General features: G+C 69.9%; 14 protein-coding genes. 13 read left to right on the top strand and 1 reads right to left on the bottom strand.

What is annotated here, in order from left to right:
* Positions 1-6: 6 nt before the first annotated feature.
* From ACFWNV_RS20390 to nuoN, 13 genes are read left to right on the top strand one after another with little or no spacing between them, the layout of a single operon-like run.
* Positions 7-561, top strand: coding sequence for an NADH-quinone oxidoreductase subunit B family protein (locus ACFWNV_RS20390; protein WP_328300246.1), 555 nt, complete (start codon positions 7-9; stop codon positions 559-561).
* Entirely contained in the window at positions 558-1,298 is a 741-nt protein-coding gene (locus ACFWNV_RS20385) for an NADH-quinone oxidoreductase subunit C (RefSeq protein ID WP_383948710.1), read from the top strand. Before ACFWNV_RS20390 ends, ACFWNV_RS20385 begins: the two co-directional genes overlap by 4 nt.
* Positions 1,298-2,638, top strand: a complete 1,341-nt coding sequence (locus ACFWNV_RS20380) for an NADH-quinone oxidoreductase subunit D (RefSeq protein WP_383948707.1) — start codon at positions 1,298-1,300, stop codon at positions 2,636-2,638. Before ACFWNV_RS20385 ends, ACFWNV_RS20380 begins: the two co-directional genes overlap by 1 nt.
* Positions 2,635-3,390 (top strand): NADH-quinone oxidoreductase subunit NuoE, encoded by a 756-nt coding sequence (gene nuoE / locus ACFWNV_RS20375; RefSeq protein WP_383948704.1) that lies wholly within the window; start codon positions 2,635-2,637, stop codon positions 3,388-3,390. The genes ACFWNV_RS20380 and nuoE overlap by 4 nt, the downstream gene beginning before the upstream one ends.
* Positions 3,390-4,739, top strand: coding sequence for an NADH-quinone oxidoreductase subunit NuoF (gene nuoF / locus ACFWNV_RS20370; protein ID WP_383948701.1), 1,350 nt, complete (start codon positions 3,390-3,392; stop codon positions 4,737-4,739). Before nuoE ends, nuoF begins: the two co-directional genes overlap by 1 nt.
* Positions 4,736-7,243: an NADH-quinone oxidoreductase subunit G gene (locus ACFWNV_RS20365; RefSeq protein ID WP_383948698.1), complete on the top strand. Its 2,508-nt coding sequence runs from the start codon at positions 4,736-4,738 to the stop codon at positions 7,241-7,243. Before nuoF ends, ACFWNV_RS20365 begins: the two co-directional genes overlap by 4 nt.
* Positions 7,240-8,610 (top strand): NADH-quinone oxidoreductase subunit NuoH, encoded by a 1,371-nt coding sequence (gene nuoH, locus ACFWNV_RS20360; RefSeq protein WP_383948695.1) that lies wholly within the window; start codon positions 7,240-7,242, stop codon positions 8,608-8,610. Before ACFWNV_RS20365 ends, nuoH begins: the two co-directional genes overlap by 4 nt.
* Positions 8,603-9,214, top strand: a complete 612-nt coding sequence (gene nuoI, locus ACFWNV_RS20355) for an NADH-quinone oxidoreductase subunit NuoI (protein ID WP_383948692.1) — start codon at positions 8,603-8,605, stop codon at positions 9,212-9,214. Before nuoH ends, nuoI begins: the two co-directional genes overlap by 8 nt.
* A complete protein-coding gene (locus ACFWNV_RS20350) occupies positions 9,211-10,053 on the top strand; it encodes an NADH-quinone oxidoreductase subunit J (protein ID WP_383948689.1) in 843 nt (280 codons plus the stop codon). The genes nuoI and ACFWNV_RS20350 overlap by 4 nt, the downstream gene beginning before the upstream one ends.
* The gene (nuoK, locus tag ACFWNV_RS20345; protein WP_112449176.1) at positions 10,050-10,349 is read left to right on the top strand and encodes an NADH-quinone oxidoreductase subunit NuoK; all 300 of its coding nucleotides are present in this window, start codon (positions 10,050-10,052) and stop codon (positions 10,347-10,349) included. Before ACFWNV_RS20350 ends, nuoK begins: the two co-directional genes overlap by 4 nt.
* 12 nt (positions 10,350-10,361) lie before the next feature.
* The gene (nuoL, locus tag ACFWNV_RS20340) at positions 10,362-12,257 is read left to right on the top strand and encodes an NADH-quinone oxidoreductase subunit L (protein ID WP_383948686.1); all 1,896 of its coding nucleotides are present in this window, start codon (positions 10,362-10,364) and stop codon (positions 12,255-12,257) included.
* Between the two features lies 1 nt (position 12,258).
* The gene (locus ACFWNV_RS20335) at positions 12,259-13,851 is read left to right on the top strand and encodes an NADH-quinone oxidoreductase subunit M (RefSeq protein ID WP_383948683.1); all 1,593 of its coding nucleotides are present in this window, start codon (positions 12,259-12,261) and stop codon (positions 13,849-13,851) included.
* Positions 13,852-13,889: 38 nt separating this feature from the next.
* On the top strand, positions 13,890-15,509 hold the full coding sequence (gene nuoN / locus ACFWNV_RS20330; RefSeq protein ID WP_383948814.1) for an NADH-quinone oxidoreductase subunit NuoN: 1,620 nt from the start codon (positions 13,890-13,892) through the stop codon (positions 15,507-15,509).
* A 211-nt stretch (positions 15,510-15,720) separates the two neighbouring features.
* Here the strand turns inward: nuoN and ACFWNV_RS20325 are convergent, their stop codons facing one another.
* The gene (locus ACFWNV_RS20325) at positions 15,721-16,344 is read right to left on the bottom strand and encodes a hypothetical protein (protein ID WP_383948680.1); all 624 of its coding nucleotides are present in this window, start codon (positions 16,342-16,344) and stop codon (positions 15,721-15,723) included.
* Between the last annotated feature and the right edge of the window lie 239 nt (positions 16,345-16,583).

Here is a 16,583-nt window from a genome sequence, read left to right as displayed (position 1 = left end):
TTTTCCATGGGACTGGAAGAGAAGCTGCCGAGCGGCTTTCTGCTGACCACCGTCGAACAGGCCGCGGGATGGGTGCGCAAGGCGTCCGTCTTCCCGGCCACCTTCGGCCTGGCCTGCTGCGCCATCGAGATGATGACCACCGGAGCGGGCCGGTACGACCTGGCCCGCTTCGGCATGGAGGTCTTCCGCGGATCCCCGCGCCAGGCCGACCTGATGATCGTGGCCGGCCGGGTCAGCCAGAAGATGGCGCCGGTGCTGCGGCAGGTGTACGACCAGATGCCCGCTCCCAAGTGGGTCATCTCTATGGGTGTTTGTGCGTCTTCGGGCGGAATGTTCAACAACTACGCGATCGTCCAGGGCGTCGACCACATCGTCCCCGTGGACATCTACCTGCCCGGCTGCCCGCCCCGCCCCGAGATGCTGCTGGACGCGATCCTCAAGCTCCACCAGAAGATCCAGGGATCGAAGCTCGGCGTGAACCGGGAAGAGGCGGCCCGAGAGGCGGAGGAGGCGGCCCTCAAGGCGCTCCCCACCATTGAGATGAAGGGGCTCCTGCGGTGAGCGAGGACCCGGCCGTGCAGAACGGCCCCCAAGCCGGCGACGGCAACAACGTGCCCGCGCCCCGAGGTGCCACCGGCCCCGAGGTGATCGGCGTCCGCAAGGGCATGTTCGGTGCCTCGGGCGGCGGCGACACCAGCGGCTACGGCGGCCTCGTGCGGACCGTGGCCCTGCCCGGCGCCAGCGCCCGCCCCTACGGCTCGTACTTCGACGAGGTGGTCGACGAGCTCGAAGGAGCACTGGAGGAGCAGGACCTCGTCCCGGAGAACGCCATCGAGAAGGTGGTCGTCGACCGGGCGGAGCTGACCCTCCACATCGCGCGCGAGCACCTCCTCCTCGTCGCGAAGACCCTGCGCGACGACCCGGCGCTGCGCTTCGAGCTCTGCACCGGGGTCAGCGGGGTGCACTTCCCCGACGACAAGGGCCGCGAGCTGCACGCCGTCTACCACCTGCGCTCGCTCACCCACGGCCGGATCGTGCGCCTGGAGGTCACCGCCCCGGACGCCGACCCGCACGTCCCCTCGGTCGTCTCCGTCTACCCGACGAACGACTGGCACGAGCGCGAGACGTACGACTTCTTCGGCCTGATCTTCGACGGGCACCCGGCCCTCACCCGGATCATGATGCCGGACGACTGGCAGGGCTTCCCGCAGCGCAAGGACTACCCGCTCGGCGGCATCGCCATCGAGTACAAGGGCGCCCAGATCCCGGCTCCCGACCAGCGGAGGTCGTACAGCTGATGAGCACGCAACCGAATCACGCAGCCGATCACGCCTCCGCCCGCGAGACGACCGAGGGCACCGTCTACACCGTCACCGGCGGCGACTGGGACGAGATCGTCCAGTCTGCGGCCCGCGCGGACGACGAGCGGATCGTCGTCAACATGGGCCCCCAGCACCCCTCCACCCACGGAGTGCTCCGCCTGATCCTGGAGATCGACGGCGAGACGGTCACCGAGGCCCGCTGCGGCATCGGCTACCTCCACACCGGCATCGAGAAGAACCTCGAATACCGGAACTGGACGCAGGGCACCACCTTCGTCACGCGCATGGACTACCTGACGCCGTTCTTCAACGAGACGGCGTACTGCCTGGGCGTGGAGAAGCTGCTCGGCATCACCGATCAGATCCCGGACCGCGCCTCCGCCATCCGCGTCCTGCTGATGGAGCTCAACCGGCTCTCCTCCCACCTGGTGTGCATCGCCACCGGCGGCATGGAGCTCGGCGCGACCACGATCATGATCTACGGGTTCCGCGACCGCGAGCTGATCCTCGACGTGTTCGAGCTGATCACCGGCCTGCGCATGAACCACGCGTTCGTCCGCCCCGGCGGCCTCGCGCAGGACCTGCCCCCGGGCGCCGTGGACCAGGTCCGCGAGTTCGTGAAGACCATGAAGAAGAACCTGCCGGAGTACGACAAGCTCGCCACCGGCAACCCCATCTTCAAGGCCCGCATGCAGGACGTCGGCTACCTCGACCTCACCGGCTGCATGGCGCTCGGCGCCACCGGCCCGATCCTGCGCTCCGCCGGCCTCCCGCACGACCTGCGCAAGACGGACCCGTACTGCGGCTACGAGAACTACGAGTTCGACGTGCCGACCACCGAGTCCTGCGACTCCTACGGACGCTTCCTGGTCCGCCTGGAGGAGATGCGCCAGTCCCTGCGGATCGTCGAGCAGTGCCTGGACCGGCTGGAGCCGGGCCCGGTCATGGTCGCCGACAAGAAGATCGCCTGGCCCGCGCAGCTCGCGATGGGCCCCGACGGCCTCGGCAACTCGCTCGACCACATCAAGCAGATCATGGGCACCTCCATGGAGTCCCTCATCCACCACTTCAAGCTGGTGACCGAGGGCTTCCGGGTACCGGCCGGCCAGGCCTACGCGGCCGTGGAGTCGCCCAAGGGCGAACTCGGCGTGCACGTGGTCTCCGACGGCGGCACCCGCCCCTTCCGGGTCCACTTCCGCGACCCGTCCTTCACCAACCTGCAGGCCATGGCGGCGATGTGCGAGGGCGGCCAGATCGCCGACGTCATCGTGGCCGTCGCCTCCATCGACCCCGTGATGGGAGGCGTCGACCGATGACAGCCAATCAGCCCGCAGCAGGGGTGAGCCTGGGCATGCCCCAGCTTCCGGCACCCGACTTCCCGGCCGACGTACGCGCCCGGCTGGAAGCGGATGCGAAGGAGGTCATCGCCCGCTACCCCGACAGCCGCTCCGCGCTGCTGCCGCTGCTCCACCTCATCCAGTCGCAGGAGGGCTACGTCTCGCGCACCGGCATCCGGTTCTGCGCCGACGTACTGGGCCTGACCACCGCCGAGGTGACGGCCGTGGCGACCTTCTACACGATGTACCGGCGCAAGCCCTCCGGGGACTACCAGGTCGGTGTCTGTACGAACACCCTGTGCGCGGTCATGGGCGGCGACGCCATCTTCGAGGAGCTCAAGGACCACCTCGGGGTCGGCAACAACGAGACCACCCCCGACGGCAAGGTCACCCTCGAACACATCGAGTGCAACGCGGCCTGCGACTACGCCCCCGTGGTGATGGTCAACTGGGAGTTCTTCGACAACCAGACCCCCGAGTCCGCCAAGGCCATGGTGGACGACCTGCTGGCCGGCCGCACCGTGGAGCCGACCCGGGGCGCCCCGCTGTGCACGTACAAGGAGACCGCCCGGATCCTGGCGGGCTTCCCCGACGAGCGCGAAGGCGCCGTCGAGGCGAGCGGCGGCGCCGGTCACGCCTCCCTGATCGGCCTGCGCATCGCGCGCGGCGAAGCCCCGCACGCCCCGATCGTGCACCCGCGCGGCGAGGCCACCATCGAGGGAGGGGAGTGATGACCGTGTCCACCGAACTGAGCAAGAACGGTACGAGTCCGGAGAAGCTCCTCGCGCCCGTCCTGTCGGCGTTCTGGGACGAGCCGCAGTCGTGGACGCTGGAGACCTACCGGCGTCACGAGGGGTACGAGGGCCTGCGCAAGGCGCTCGCGATGACCCCCGACGACCTCATCGCCTACGTGAAGGACTCGGGCCTGCGCGGACGCGGCGGTGCGGGCTTCCCCACCGGCATGAAGTGGCAGTTCATCCCGCAGGGCGACGGCAAGCCGCACTACCTCGTGGTGAACGCGGACGAGTCGGAGCCGGGCACCTGCAAGGACATCCCGCTCCTCTTCGCGAACCCGCACTCCCTCATCGAGGGAATGATCATCGCCTGCTACGCGATCCGCTCGGAGCACGCCTTCATCTACCTGCGCGGCGAGACCGTGCCGGTGCTGCGGCGGCTGCACGAGGCGGTCCGCGAGGCGTACGAGGCCGGGTACCTCGGGGAGGACATCCTCGGGAGCGGGCTGAAGCTCGACATCACCGTGCACGCGGGCGCGGGCGCCTACATCTGCGGCGAGGAAACGGCCCTCCTGGACTCCCTCGAAGGACGCCGCGGCCAGCCCCGGCTGCGTCCGCCCTTCCCGGCGGTCGAAGGGCTCTACGCCTGCCCCACCGTGGTGAACAACGTGGAGTCCATCGCCTCGGTTCCCGCGATCCTGAACAAGGGCAAGGACTGGTTCAAGTCGATGGGGACCGAGAAGTCCCCCGGCTTCACCCTGTACTCGCTCTCCGGGCACGTGGTCGGCCCCGGCCAGTACGAGGCCCCGCTCGGGATCACCCTGCGCCAGCTCCTCGACATGAGCGGCGGCATCCGCCCCGGGCACCGGCTGAAGTTCTGGACCCCGGGCGGCTCCTCCACCCCGATGTTCACCGAGGAGCACCTCGACGTCCCCCTCGACTACGAGGGCGTCGGCGCGGCCGGCTCCATGCTCGGCACCAAGGCCCTGCAGTGCTTCGACGAGACGACCTGCGTGGTGCGGGCGGTGACCCGCTGGACCGAGTTCTACGCCCACGAGTCCTGCGGCAAGTGCACGCCCTGCCGCGAAGGCACGTACTGGCTGGTCCAGTTGCTCCGCGACATCGAAGCGGGCAACGGGGTCATGTCCGACCTCGACAAGCTGAACGACATCGCCGACAACATCAACGGCAAGTCGTTCTGCGCACTCGGCGACGGCGCCGCCAGCCCCATCTTCTCCTCGCTCAAGTACTTCCGCGCGGAGTACGAGCAGCACATCACGGGCAAGGGCTGCCCCTTCGACCCCAAGAAGTCGACCCTCTGGGCCGACACGGAGGTGACCGCATGACCGTGACCACAACGGCAGCCTCCGGCGGCGGAGAGGCCGCGGTCCCCCCGGTGGACCACATCTCCCTGACCATCGACGGCATCGAACTGTCGGTGCCCAAGGGGACCCTGGTCATCCGGGCCGCCGAACAGCTCGGCATCGAGATCCCCCGGTTCTGCGACCACCCCCTCCTCTCCCCGGCCGGCGCCTGCCGCCAGTGCATCGTCGAGGTCGAGGGCCAGCGCAAGCCGATGGCCTCCTGCACCATCACCTGCACCGACGGCATGGTCGTCAAGACCCAGCTGACCTCCCCGGTCGCCGACAAGGCCCAGCGCGGGGTGATGGAGCTGCTGCTCATCAACCACCCGCTGGACTGCCCGGTCTGCGACAAGGGCGGCGAGTGCCCGCTGCAGAACCAGGCGATGTCCCACGGCAACGCCGAATCGCGTTTCGAAGGCAAGAAGCGCACCTACGAGAAGCCGGTGGCGATCTCCACGCAGGTGCTGCTGGACCGCGAACGGTGCGTGCTGTGCGCGCGCTGCACCCGCTTCTCCAACGAGATCGCCGGCGACCCGATGATCGAACTCCTGGAACGCGGTGCGCTCCAGCAGGTCGGCACCGGCGAGGACGACCCCTTCGAGTCCTACTTCTCCGGCAACACCATCCAGATCTGCCCGGTCGGCGCCCTCACCTCGGCCGCCTACCGGTTCCGCTCCCGCCCCTTCGACCTCGTCTCCTCCCCGAGCGTGTGCGAGCACTGCGCGGGCGGCTGCGCCACGCGCACCGACCACCGCCGCGGCAAGGTGCTGCGCCGGCTGGCCGCCGAGGACCCCGAGGTCAACGAGGAGTGGATCTGCGACAAGGGCCGCTTCGGGTTCCGCTACGCGCAGCGCCCCGACCGGCTCACCACCCCGCTGGTCCGCGGCAGCGACGGGGTCCTGGCCCCGGCCAGCTGGCCCGAGGCCCTGGAGGCCGCCGCCAACGGGCTCGCCGCCGCGCGCGGCCGGGCCGGAGTGCTGACCGGCGGACGCCTCACCGTCGAGGACGCCTACGCGTACGCCAAGTTCGCCCGGGTCGTGCTCGACACCAACGACATCGACTTCCGGGCCCGGGTGCACAGCGCGGAGGAGACCGAGTTCCTGGCCGCCACCGTCGCCGGCACCGGCATCGACCTCGACGGGCACGGAGTCACCAACACCTCGCTGGAGGCGGCCCCGGCCGTGCTCCTCGTCGGCATCGAGGCCGAGGAGGAGGCCCCCGGGGTCTTCCTGCGGCTGCGCAAGGCCCACCGCAAGCACAAGCAGCGGACCTTCGCCCTCGCCCCCTTCGCCACCCGCGGCCTGGAGAAGGCGGGCGGCACCCTGCTGGCCGCCGCCCCCGGCACCGAGCCCGAGTGGCTCAACGCACTCGCCTCGCAGGCCGGGCTGGAGGACGGCGGCCAGGCCGCCGCCGACGCGCTGCGCCTGCCCGGCGCCGTCATCGTCGTCGGGGAGCGCCTCGCGGGCGTGCCCGGCGCACTGACCGCCGCCGTACGGGCCGCCGCCGCCAGCGGCGCCACCCTGGTGTGGATCCCGCGCCGGGCCGGAGAGCGGGCCGCCGTCGAAGCGGGCGCGCTGCCGTCCCTGCTGCCGGGCGCCCGTCCCGCCACCGACCCGCGGGCCCGCGACGAGGTCGCCGCCGCCTGGGGCCTTGACGAGCTCCCGCACCGCTACGGCCGCGACACCGGCCAGATCATCGAGGCCGCGGCGACCCGGGAACTCTCCGCCCTGCTGGTCGCGGGCGTCGAGCTCGCCGACCTGCCGGACCCGGCCCGCGCCAGGCTCGCGCTCCAGGAGGCCTTCGTGGTCTCCCTGGAACTGCGGCCCGGCGAGGTCACCGACCTCGCGGACGTGGTCTTCCCGGTGGCGGCCGTCGCCGAGAAGCCGGGCGCCTTCATCAACTGGGAGGGCAGGGTCCGGCCGTTCGAGGCCGCGCTGAAGCCCGAGCAGATGACCCGCCGGCTCGCCCCCGCCGACTCCCGCGTGCTGCACATGCTGGCCGACGCGGCCGACCGGCCGATCGCGCTGCCCGACGTACACGCCGTACGCCGGGAGCTCGACGGACTCGGCCCGTGGGCCGGGGAGCGCGCCGCCGGACAGCCCGGAGACCGGGACCTGCTGCCCCGTCCCGCCGCGGGAGAGGCGGTTCTCGCGGGCCACCGGCTCCTCCTCGACCAGGGGCTCCTCCAGGACGGCGACGAGGCCCTGGCCGGCACCCGGCACGAGGCCAGCGCCCGCCTGTCGGCCGCCACGGCCGCCGAGACCGGCGTCAGATGCGGCGACGTCCTCGCGGTGACCGGCCCCGCCGGCTCCGTGGAACTGCCGCTGCGCATCACCGAGATGCCCGACCGGGTGGTCTGGCTCCCGATGAACTCCACCGGCTCCGGGGTCCTCGCCGACACCGGAGCCCGCCCGGGGGCCCTGGTCCGCATCGGCCCGGCCACCCCGGCCGACACCAGCGACTCCCCTGCGGAGGTGGGCGCGTGAACACCGTTCAGATCGCCGCCGAAGACCTCTCCCTGTTCGGCAGGGACGTCTGGTGGCTCGTCGTCGTCAAGGCGGTGTTCTGCTTCGCCTTCCTGATGGTGACCGTGCTCTTCTCCATCGTGTGGGAGCGCAAGGTCGTCGCCTGGATGCAGCTGCGCATCGGCCCCAACCGGCACGGCCCCTGGGGCATGCTCCAGTCGCTCGCCGACGGCGTGAAGCTCATGCTGAAGGAAGACATCATCGTCAAGCGGGCCGACAAGGTCGTCTTCGTCCTTGCCCCGATCATCGCGGCGATCCCGGCCTTCATGGCCATCGCGGTGATCCCCTTCGGCCCCTCGGGCAACGAGGTCTCCATCTTCGGCCAGCGCACCACGATGCAGCTGACCGACCTGCCCATCGCGATGCTCTACATCCTCGCGGTGGCCTCGGTCGGCATCTACGGCATCGTCCTGGCCGGCTGGTCCTCCGGCTCCACGTACCCGCTCCTCGGCGGCCTGCGCTCCTGCGCGCAGATGATCTCCTACGAGATCGCGATGGGCGCGGCCTTCGCCTCGGTCTTCCTCTACTCCGGGTCGATGTCGACCTCGAAGATCGTCGAAGCGCAGGCGGACCGCTGGTACATCATCCTGTTGCCGGTCTCCTTCATCATCTACGTCATCACGATGGTCGGCGAGACGAACCGCGCCCCCTTCGACATGCCGGAGTCCGAGGGCGACCTGGTCGGCGGCTTCAACACCGAGTACTCCTCGATCAAGTTCGCGCTGTTCATGCTCGCCGAGTACGTCAACATGGTCACCGTCTCCGCGGTCTCCGTCACCCTGTTCCTGGGCGGCTGGCGGGCCCCGGCGCCGATCTCCACGTACTGGGAGGGCGCGAACCACGGCTGGTGGCCGATGCTCTGGTTCGTCATCAAGGTCCAGCTGCTCCTCTTCTTCTTCATCTGGCTGCGCGGCACGCTCCCGCGCGTGCGCTACGACCAGCTGATGAAGCTCGGCTGGAAGGTGCTGATCCCGGTCTCCGTGGTGTGGCTGATGCTGGTCGCCACCGTCCGGGCGCTGCGCAACGAGAACTACGACTTCCAGGAGATCGTGCTCTACGTCGGCGGCGGGGTCATCGCACTCCTGCTGCTGTCCTTCGTTGCGGACCTGTTCCGCGACAAGAAGGAGAAGACGGCCCTCGCGGACGCCGAACTGGCCGCGGCCGCCGAACCCTTCGACCCCCTGGCGGGCGGATTCCCCGTACCGCCCAAGCCCGGCCAGCACCTGGCACCCGTACCGCGCAGGCGGCCCCGCAGTGAGCGGGAGCTCATTGTCAGTGGCGCGGCGAATACTGACAGTGACCGAGAGGAGGGTGCTGAGAATGTCTGACAAGTCTGACGCCGAGCAGGGCGAGAGCTGGCAGAACCCGGTGGCCGGCTTCGGCGTGACCTTCAAGGCCATGTTCAAGAAGCGCCTCACCGAGCAGTACCCGGAGCAGGAAAAGACCACCGCACCCCGCTTCCACGGGCGGCACCAGCTCAACCGCCACCCGGACGGTCTGGAGAAGTGCATCGGGTGCGAGCTGTGCGCCTGGGCCTGTCCCGCCGACGCGATCTACGTCGAGGGCGCGGACAACACCGAGGAGGAGCGCTACTCCCCGGGTGAGCGGTACGGCCGGGTCTACCAGATCAACTACGCCCGCTGCATCCTGTGCGGGCTGTGCGTCGAGGCGTGCCCGACCAGGGCGCTGACCATGACGAACGAGTTCGAACTGGCCGACTCCAGCCGCGAAGCGCTCATCTACACCAAGGAGCAGCTGCTCTCCGGGCTCACCGAGGGCATGGTCGAGGCACCGCACTCGATCTTCCCCGGCACGGACGACACGGACTACTACCGCGGGCTGGTGACCGGGGCGGCTCCCGGCACGGTCCGCCAGGTGGCCGTCTCCAAGGGCGAGGTCGCCGACAACAGCGCCGAGGGGGTGGGCGCATGAGCTCCCTCGCCGCGGCCGCCACCCTCACCTCCTCCGGTGAGGCCGTGCAGTTCTGGGTCCTCGGCACGATCGCCGTCATCGGCGCACTGGCCACGATCCTGATGAAGAAGGCCGTGCACAGCGCGCTCAGCCTGGCCGGGACGATGATCATCCTGGCGGTCTTCTACCTCGCCAACGGGGCGTACTTCCTCGGCATCGTCCAGGTCGTCGTCTACACCGGCGCGATCATGATGCTCTTCCTCTTCGTCGTCATGCTCGTCGGCGTCACCGCCGCGGACTCGCTGACCGAGACCATCAAGGGACAGCGCTGGCTGGCCGTCCTGTGCGGACTGGGCTTCGGCATCCTGCTCATCGCGGGCATCGCCAACGCCAGGCTCACCCACTTCAACGGACTCGGCCGGATCAACTCCGGCGGGCACGTCGAAGGCCTGGCCACGCTGATCTTCACCAAGTACGTGTTCGCCTTCGAGTTCACCGGCGCCCTGCTGATCACGGCGGCCGTCGGCGCGATGGTGCTCACCCACCGCGAGCGCACCGAGCGGGCCGCCACCCAGCGCGAGCTCGCCGAGCGCCGCGTACGCGAGGGCGTCCAGCTCCCGCCGCTGCCCGCACCCGGCGTCTATGCCCGGCACAACGCCGTGGACGTCGCGGGCCTGCTGCCGGACGGCACCCCCTCCGAGCTCACCGTCAACCAGACGCTGCGCGCCCGCGGCCAGATCAGGGACGTCTCCGGCAAGGCCCTGGACGACCTGAAGGCCCTGGAACAGCGGTCGTCCGAGCGGCTCGGCCGCGATGCGGGCGAGCTCGGCCGCGACGCCCGTGAGGAGGCCTCGAAGTGAACCCGGTCAACTACCTGTACCTGTCCGCGCTGCTGTTCACCATCGGGGCGGCGGGAGTCCTGATCCGGAAGAACGCGATCGTGCTGTTCATGTGCGTGGAGCTCATGCTCAACGCCTGCAACCTCGCCTTCGTCACCTTCTCCCGGATGCACGGCAACCTCGACGGCCAGATCATCGCGTTCTTCACGATGGTCGTCGCCGCCGCCGAGGTCGTGGTGGGCCTCGCGATCATCGTGTCGCTGTTCCGTACCCGCCACTCGGCCTCGGTCGACGACGCCAGCCTGATGAAGCTGTAAGGGGCGTTCACAGTGGAGAACCTGATTGTGCTGCTGATCGCGGCGCCCCTGCTCGGAGCGGCGGTGCTGCTCTGCGGCGGCCGGCGTCTCGACAAGGTGGGGCACTGGCTCGGCACCCTGCTCGCCGCCGCCTCCTTCGGGACCGGCGTCGTCCTCTTCGCCGACATGCTCGGCCGCGGAGCCGAGGACCGCACCCTGCACCAGCGGCTGTTCACCTGGGTCCCCGTCGAGGGCTTCCAGGCCGACATGGCCTTCCAGCTGGACCAGCTGTCGATGACCTTCGTCCTGCTGATCTCCGGCGTGGGCACGCTCATCCACATCTACTCCATCGGCTACATGGAGCACGACGAGCGGCGCCGCCGCTTCTTCGGCTACCTCAACCTGTTCGTCGCGGCCATGCTCCTGCTGGTCCTCGCCGACAACTACCTGCTGCTGTACTTCGGCTGGGAGGGCGTGGGCCTCGCCTCGTACCTCCTGATCGGCTTCTGGCAGCACAAGCCCAGCGCGGCCACCGCGGCCAAGAAGGCCTTCCTGGTCAACCGCGTCGGCGACATCGGCCTCTCGATCGCCATCATGCTGATGTTCACCACGTTCGGGACCTTCGCCTTCGGCCCGGTCCTCGGCTCGGCGGACGACGCCTCCGAGGGCAAGCTGACGGCGATCGGCCTGATGCTGCTGCTGGCCGCCTGCGGCAAGTCGGCCCAGGTGCCGCTCCAGTCCTGGCTCGGGGACGCGATGGAGGGCCCGACCCCGGTCTCGGCCCTCATCCACGCCGCGACCATGGTCACCGCCGGCGTCTACCTCATCGTCCGCTCGGGCGCGATCTTCAACGGGGCGCCCGACGCCCAGCTGGTCGTCACCATCGTCGGCGCCGTCACGCTCCTCTTCGGTGCGATCGTCGGTTGCGCGAAGGACGACATCAAGAAGGCCCTCGCCGGCTCGACGATGTCGCAGATCGGCTACATGATCCTGGCGGCCGGCCTCGGCCCCATCGGGTACGTGTTCGCGATCATGCACCTGGTCACGCACGGGTTCTTCAAGGCGGGCCTCTTCCTCGGCGCCGGTTCCGTGATGCACGGGATGAACGACGAGGTCGACATGCGCAAGTACGGCGGCCTGCGGAAGTACATGCCGGTCACCTTCGTCACCTTCGGCCTCGGCTACCTCGCCATCATCGGCTTCCCCGGCCTGTCGGGCTTCTTCTCCAAGGACAAGATCATCGAGGCGGCCTTCGCGAAGGGCGGCACCGAGGGCTGGATCCTGGGCGGGGTGGCCCTGCTGGGCGCGGCGATCACCGCCTTCTACATGACCCGGGTCATGCTCCTCACCTTCTTCGGCGAGAAGCGCTGGCAGCCCGACGCCGACGGCCACGCCCCGCACCCGCACGAGTCCCCGAAGACCATGACCATCCCGATGATCGTGCTCGCCTTCGGCTCGGTCTTCGCGGGCGGCTTCTTCGGGATCGGCGACCGCTTCCTGAAGTGGCTGGAGCCCGTCACCGGACACCAGCACGGACACCCGCCGGTCAGCGCCGCGACGGTCACCGGGGCCACCATGGTGGTCCTCGTCATCGGCGTCGCCATCGCCTGGACGATGTACGGCAGGAAGCCCGTCCCCGTCGTCGCCCCGCGCGGCTCGCTCCTCACCCGGGCGGCCCGACGGGACCTCTACCAGGACGACTTCAACCACGTGGTCCTGGTCCGCGGCGGGGAGCACCTGACCCGCTCCCTCGTCTACGTCGACCACAGCCTGGTCGACGGCGTGGTCAACGGGACGGCCGCCGGAGTCGGCGGTCTGTCGGGCCGGCTGCGCAAGCTGCAGAACGGCTACGCCCGCAGCTACGCGGTCTCGATGTTCGGAGGCACGGCGATCCTCATCGCCGCGACCCTGCTGATGAGGGCGGTGTGAGATGAGTTTCCCGCTTCTGACGGTGACGGCCGCGGTCCCCGCGGTCGGTGCGATCCTGACGGCGGCCGTCCCGGCCGCCCGCCGGACCGCCGCCAAATGGCTCGCCCTGCTCTTCTCGCTGGCGACCCTGGCCCTGGCCGTGCTCGTCGCGGTCCGCTTCGAGCCCGGTGGCGACCGCTACCAGCTCACCGAATCCCGCGCCTGGATCGCCGACTTCGGCGTCCGCTACGAACTGGGCGTCGACGGCATCGGGGTCGTGCTCATCGCACTCACCGCGCTGCTGATCCCCTTCGTGATCGCGGCCGGCTGGCACGACGCCGACCCGCTGGAGACCAACTCCTCGCGCTGGCGGCCGACCCAGGGCTTCTTCGCCCTGATCCTGCTGGTCGAGGCGATGGTGATCATCTCCTTCGAGGCCACCGACGTCTTCCTCTTCTACATCTTCTTCGAAGCCATGCTCATCCCGATGTACTTCCTCATCGGCGGCTTCGGGGACCGGGCCCACGCCGGGTCGGACGAGAACGCGGCCGCGCAGCGCTCGTACGCGGCGGTCAAGTTCCTCCTCTACAACCTGGTCGGCGGCCTCATCATGCTGGCCGCCGTCATCGGGCTCTACGTGGTCGCCGGGAACTTCTCCCTCCAGGAGATCACCGCCGCCCGCGCCGCGGGCACGCTCGACATGGCGACCAACACCGAGCGGCTGCTGTTCCTCGGCTTCTTCTTCGCCTTCGCGGTGAAGGCCCCGCTGTGGCCGCTGCACACCTGGCTGCCGAACGCGATGGGCGAGGCCACCGCCCCGGTCGCCGTCCTGATCACCGCGGTCGTCGACAAGGTCGGCACCTTCGCGATGCTGCGCTTCTGCCTCGGGCTCTTCCCCGAGGCCAGCAAGTGGGCCACGCCGGTGATCCTCGTTCTGGCCCTGATCAGCATCGTCTACGGCGCTCTGGTCGCCTGCGGGCAGCGGGACATCAAGCGGCTGGTGGCGTACGCCTCCATCTCGCACTTCGGCTTCATCATCCTGGGCATCTTCGCGATGACCTCCCAGGGCCAGTCGGGCGCGACGCTCTACATGGTCAACCACGGGCTCTCGACGGCGGCGCTCATGCTGGTCGCCGGCTTCCTGATCTCGCGGCGCGGCTCCCGGCTCATCGCCGACTACGGCGGTGTGCAGAAGGTGGCCCCGGTCCTGGCCGGCACCTTCCTCATCGGCGGTCTCGCGACCCTGTCGCTCCCCGGCCTCGCGCCGTTCGTCAGCGAGTTCCTGGTCCTGGTCGGCACGTTCGCCCGGTACCCGGTCGTCGGCATCATCGCCACCTTCGGCATCGTGCTGGCGGCGCTCTACACGCTGGTCCTCTACCAGCGCACCATGACCGGCCCGGTCAAGGAGGAGGTCCGCACCATGCCGGACCTGCGCCTGCGGGAGGTCCTGGTGGTCGCCCCGCTGATCGCGCTGCTGATCGGACTGGGCGTCTACCCGAAGGTCCTGACCGACATCGTCAACCCGGCGGTGAAGCACACCATGTCGGACGTGAAGCAGACCGATCCGAAGCCCGAGGTGGCTGTCGAGGCCAAGAACGGGGAGGGGGCGAAGTGAGCACCCTGACTGCCGCAGCCCAGAACCTGCTGCCGAACCTGGCGGCCGCGGCGCCGATCGACAAGATCCCGGCCCCGCACATCGAGTACGCCCAGCTGTCGCCCACGCTCATCGTGCTGGGCGCGGCGATCATCGGAGTCCTCGTAGAGGCCTTCGTACCGCGCAAGGCCCGGTACTACACGCAGGTGTTCCTCGCCGTCGCCGCGCTGGCCTCGGCCTTCGCGGCGGTCGTCGCACTCGCCGCCGGCGGGTACGGCAGCTCCAAGGCGCACATCGCGGCCATGGGCGCCGTGGCCGTCGACGGACCGGCGCTCTTCCTCCAGGGCACCATCATCCTGGCCTCCGTCGTGGCGATCTTCACCTTCGCCGAGCGGCGCCTGGACCCGGCCGCCCACGGCAACCGGGTGGACTCCTTCGCCGCGCAGGCGGCGTCCGTCCCGGGCAGCGAGAGCGAGAAGGAAGCCGTCAAGGCGGGCTTCACCACCACCGAGGTCTTCCCGCTCGCCCTGTTCGCGATCGCCGGAATGCTGATCTTCCCCGCGGCCAACGACCTGCTGACGCTGTTCGTGGCCCTGGAGGTCTTCTCCCTCCCGCTGTACCTGCTCTGCGCCGTCGCCCGCCGCCAGCGGCTGATGTCGCAGGAGGCGGCCGTCAAGTACTTCCTGCTCGGCGCCTTCTCCTCCGCCTTCCTCCTCTTCGGCATCGCCCTCGTCTACGGGTACGCCGGCTCGGTCTCCTACGCGGCGATCGCGGACGTAGTCGACGGCACCGTGGCGAACATCGACCCGGCGCTCGCCGACACCATGGGCAACGACGCACTGCTGCTCATCGGCGGCGCGCTGATCCTGATGGGCCTGCTCTTCAAGGTCGGCGCGGTCCCCTTCCACATGTGGACCCCGGACGTCTACCAGGGCGCCCCCACCCCGGTCACCGGCTTCATGGCGGCGGCGACGAAGGTGGCCGCTTTCGGCGCCCTCCTGCGTCTGCTCTACGTCGTCCTGCCCGGCCTGCGCTGGGACTGGCGGCCGGTCATGTGGGGCGTCGCGATCGTCACGATGCTGGCGGGCGCGGTCATCGCGGTCACCCAGACCGACGTCAAGCGGCTCCTCGCCTACTCCTCCATCGCACACGCGGGCTTCATCCTGGCCGGTGTGATCGCCACCTCGGCGGAGGGCGTCCAGTCCGTCCTCTTCTACCTGGGGGCCTACTCCTTCGTCACGATCGGCGCCTTCGCGGTCGTCACGCTGGTGCGCGACGCGGGCGGCGAGGCCACGCACCTGTCCAAGTGGGCGGGGCTCGGACGTCGTTCGCCCCTCACGGCGGCGGTCTTCGCGATCTTCCTGCTCGCCTTCGCGGGCATCCCGCTGACCTCCGGCTTCTCCGGCAAGTTCGCCGTGTTCAAGGCGGCGGCGGAGGGCGGCGCGGGAGCGCTGGTCGTGGTCGGTGTCATCTCGTCCGCGATCGCCGCGTTCTTCTACATCCGGGTGATCGTCCTCATGTTCTTCAGCGAGCCGAAGGCGGACGGCCCCACGGTCGCCGTCCCGTCCCCGCTGACGATGACGACCATCGCGGTGGGCGTCGCGGTCACGGTGGTGCTGGGCGTGGCCCCGCAGTACTTCCTGGACCTGGCGGGCAGCGCGAGCACCTTCGTCCGCTGACCTGACCTGACCTGACCTGACCGTACCGAGTACGGCCGAGGGCCCGGCTCCCCTTCAGTGGGGAGCCGGGCCCTTTGCCGTACGGGGTGGTGCCGAAGGGCGTACGCGGTGAGGAAGCCCGGGAGGCCGGGAGGCCGGGAGGCCGGAGACCGTGGTGGTGAATTGAACGCGCTCAGCCCTCTTCGGGCTGTGAGCTTCGGGTTTCGGGCACTTAGTGGCCGTGGTCGTGTGCGTCGGCGGGCTTCGTCGGGGTGCCGGGCTTGACCGGGCAGGTCAGGGCGGGGTTCCAGTTGTGGAAGCGGCCCGCCGGATTCTCCTTGTACGCCCACAGGTGCAGGTCGTAGTGCTTGGGCATGCCCGTCCAGTGGCCCGGCATCGGCCCGTCGAAGGGCAGGCCGAACATGGTCGGGCGGTCGTCCGTGGTCTTCATGTCCTGGTCCCGGTCGGCCGACATCCACTCCACGGTCTGGAGGGTGCGGCGGCCGTGCTCGTCCTTCTCGGAGCTGTAGAGCAGGGCGGCCGGCTTGCTCGGATCCGTCGAGCCCCAGTTGGCTTCCTTGACGTAGTGGTAGCCCATGGCTCCCACCCCGAACGGGTTGGTCATGCACTCCGTGCCGTGCGGGAGGTACCCGTCCTTGAGGGCCTCCCGCTCGTCCGCGTACTTGGCCGTCACCCGGATGGCCGTGGCCATGTCCCGCATGGCCTTCGCGTTCCTCGGGTCGGGGGCGGGCCCGTCCACGGCGTGGGCCGGTACGGCGGCCGTGAGGGTGCCTGCCAGGCCGAGGGATATCGCGGCCGCGCAGCTCAGGAAGGCCTTGCGGGGGAGGAAGGGCATGGGAACTCCTGCCGTTCGGGTATGGCTTCGGGGGCTTTGGTCCACCATCCCGGCGGGGCGGGCGGGCTGCACGTGGCGGGGCTCCGAACGGGTGGCCCTCCGGGTGCGGCGCCGTTGCCGGGGACTCCGTCCCCGGGCGCCTCAAACGCCGGCGGGGCTGGGGTTGGCCTGGGCGCTGGGCTTGCTGCGTGGGGTGGGTCGGTGCCGGGGTCGGGGTGGGGTGTTGGCCTGGACTGCAT

The organism is Streptomyces sp. NPDC058401 (genome assembly GCF_042722885.1).
Classification (GTDB): domain Bacteria; phylum Actinomycetota; class Actinomycetes; order Streptomycetales; family Streptomycetaceae; genus Streptomyces.
Note: the sequence above shows the minus strand (reverse complement) of the source record. Positions and strands in the feature narration are given on the sequence as shown.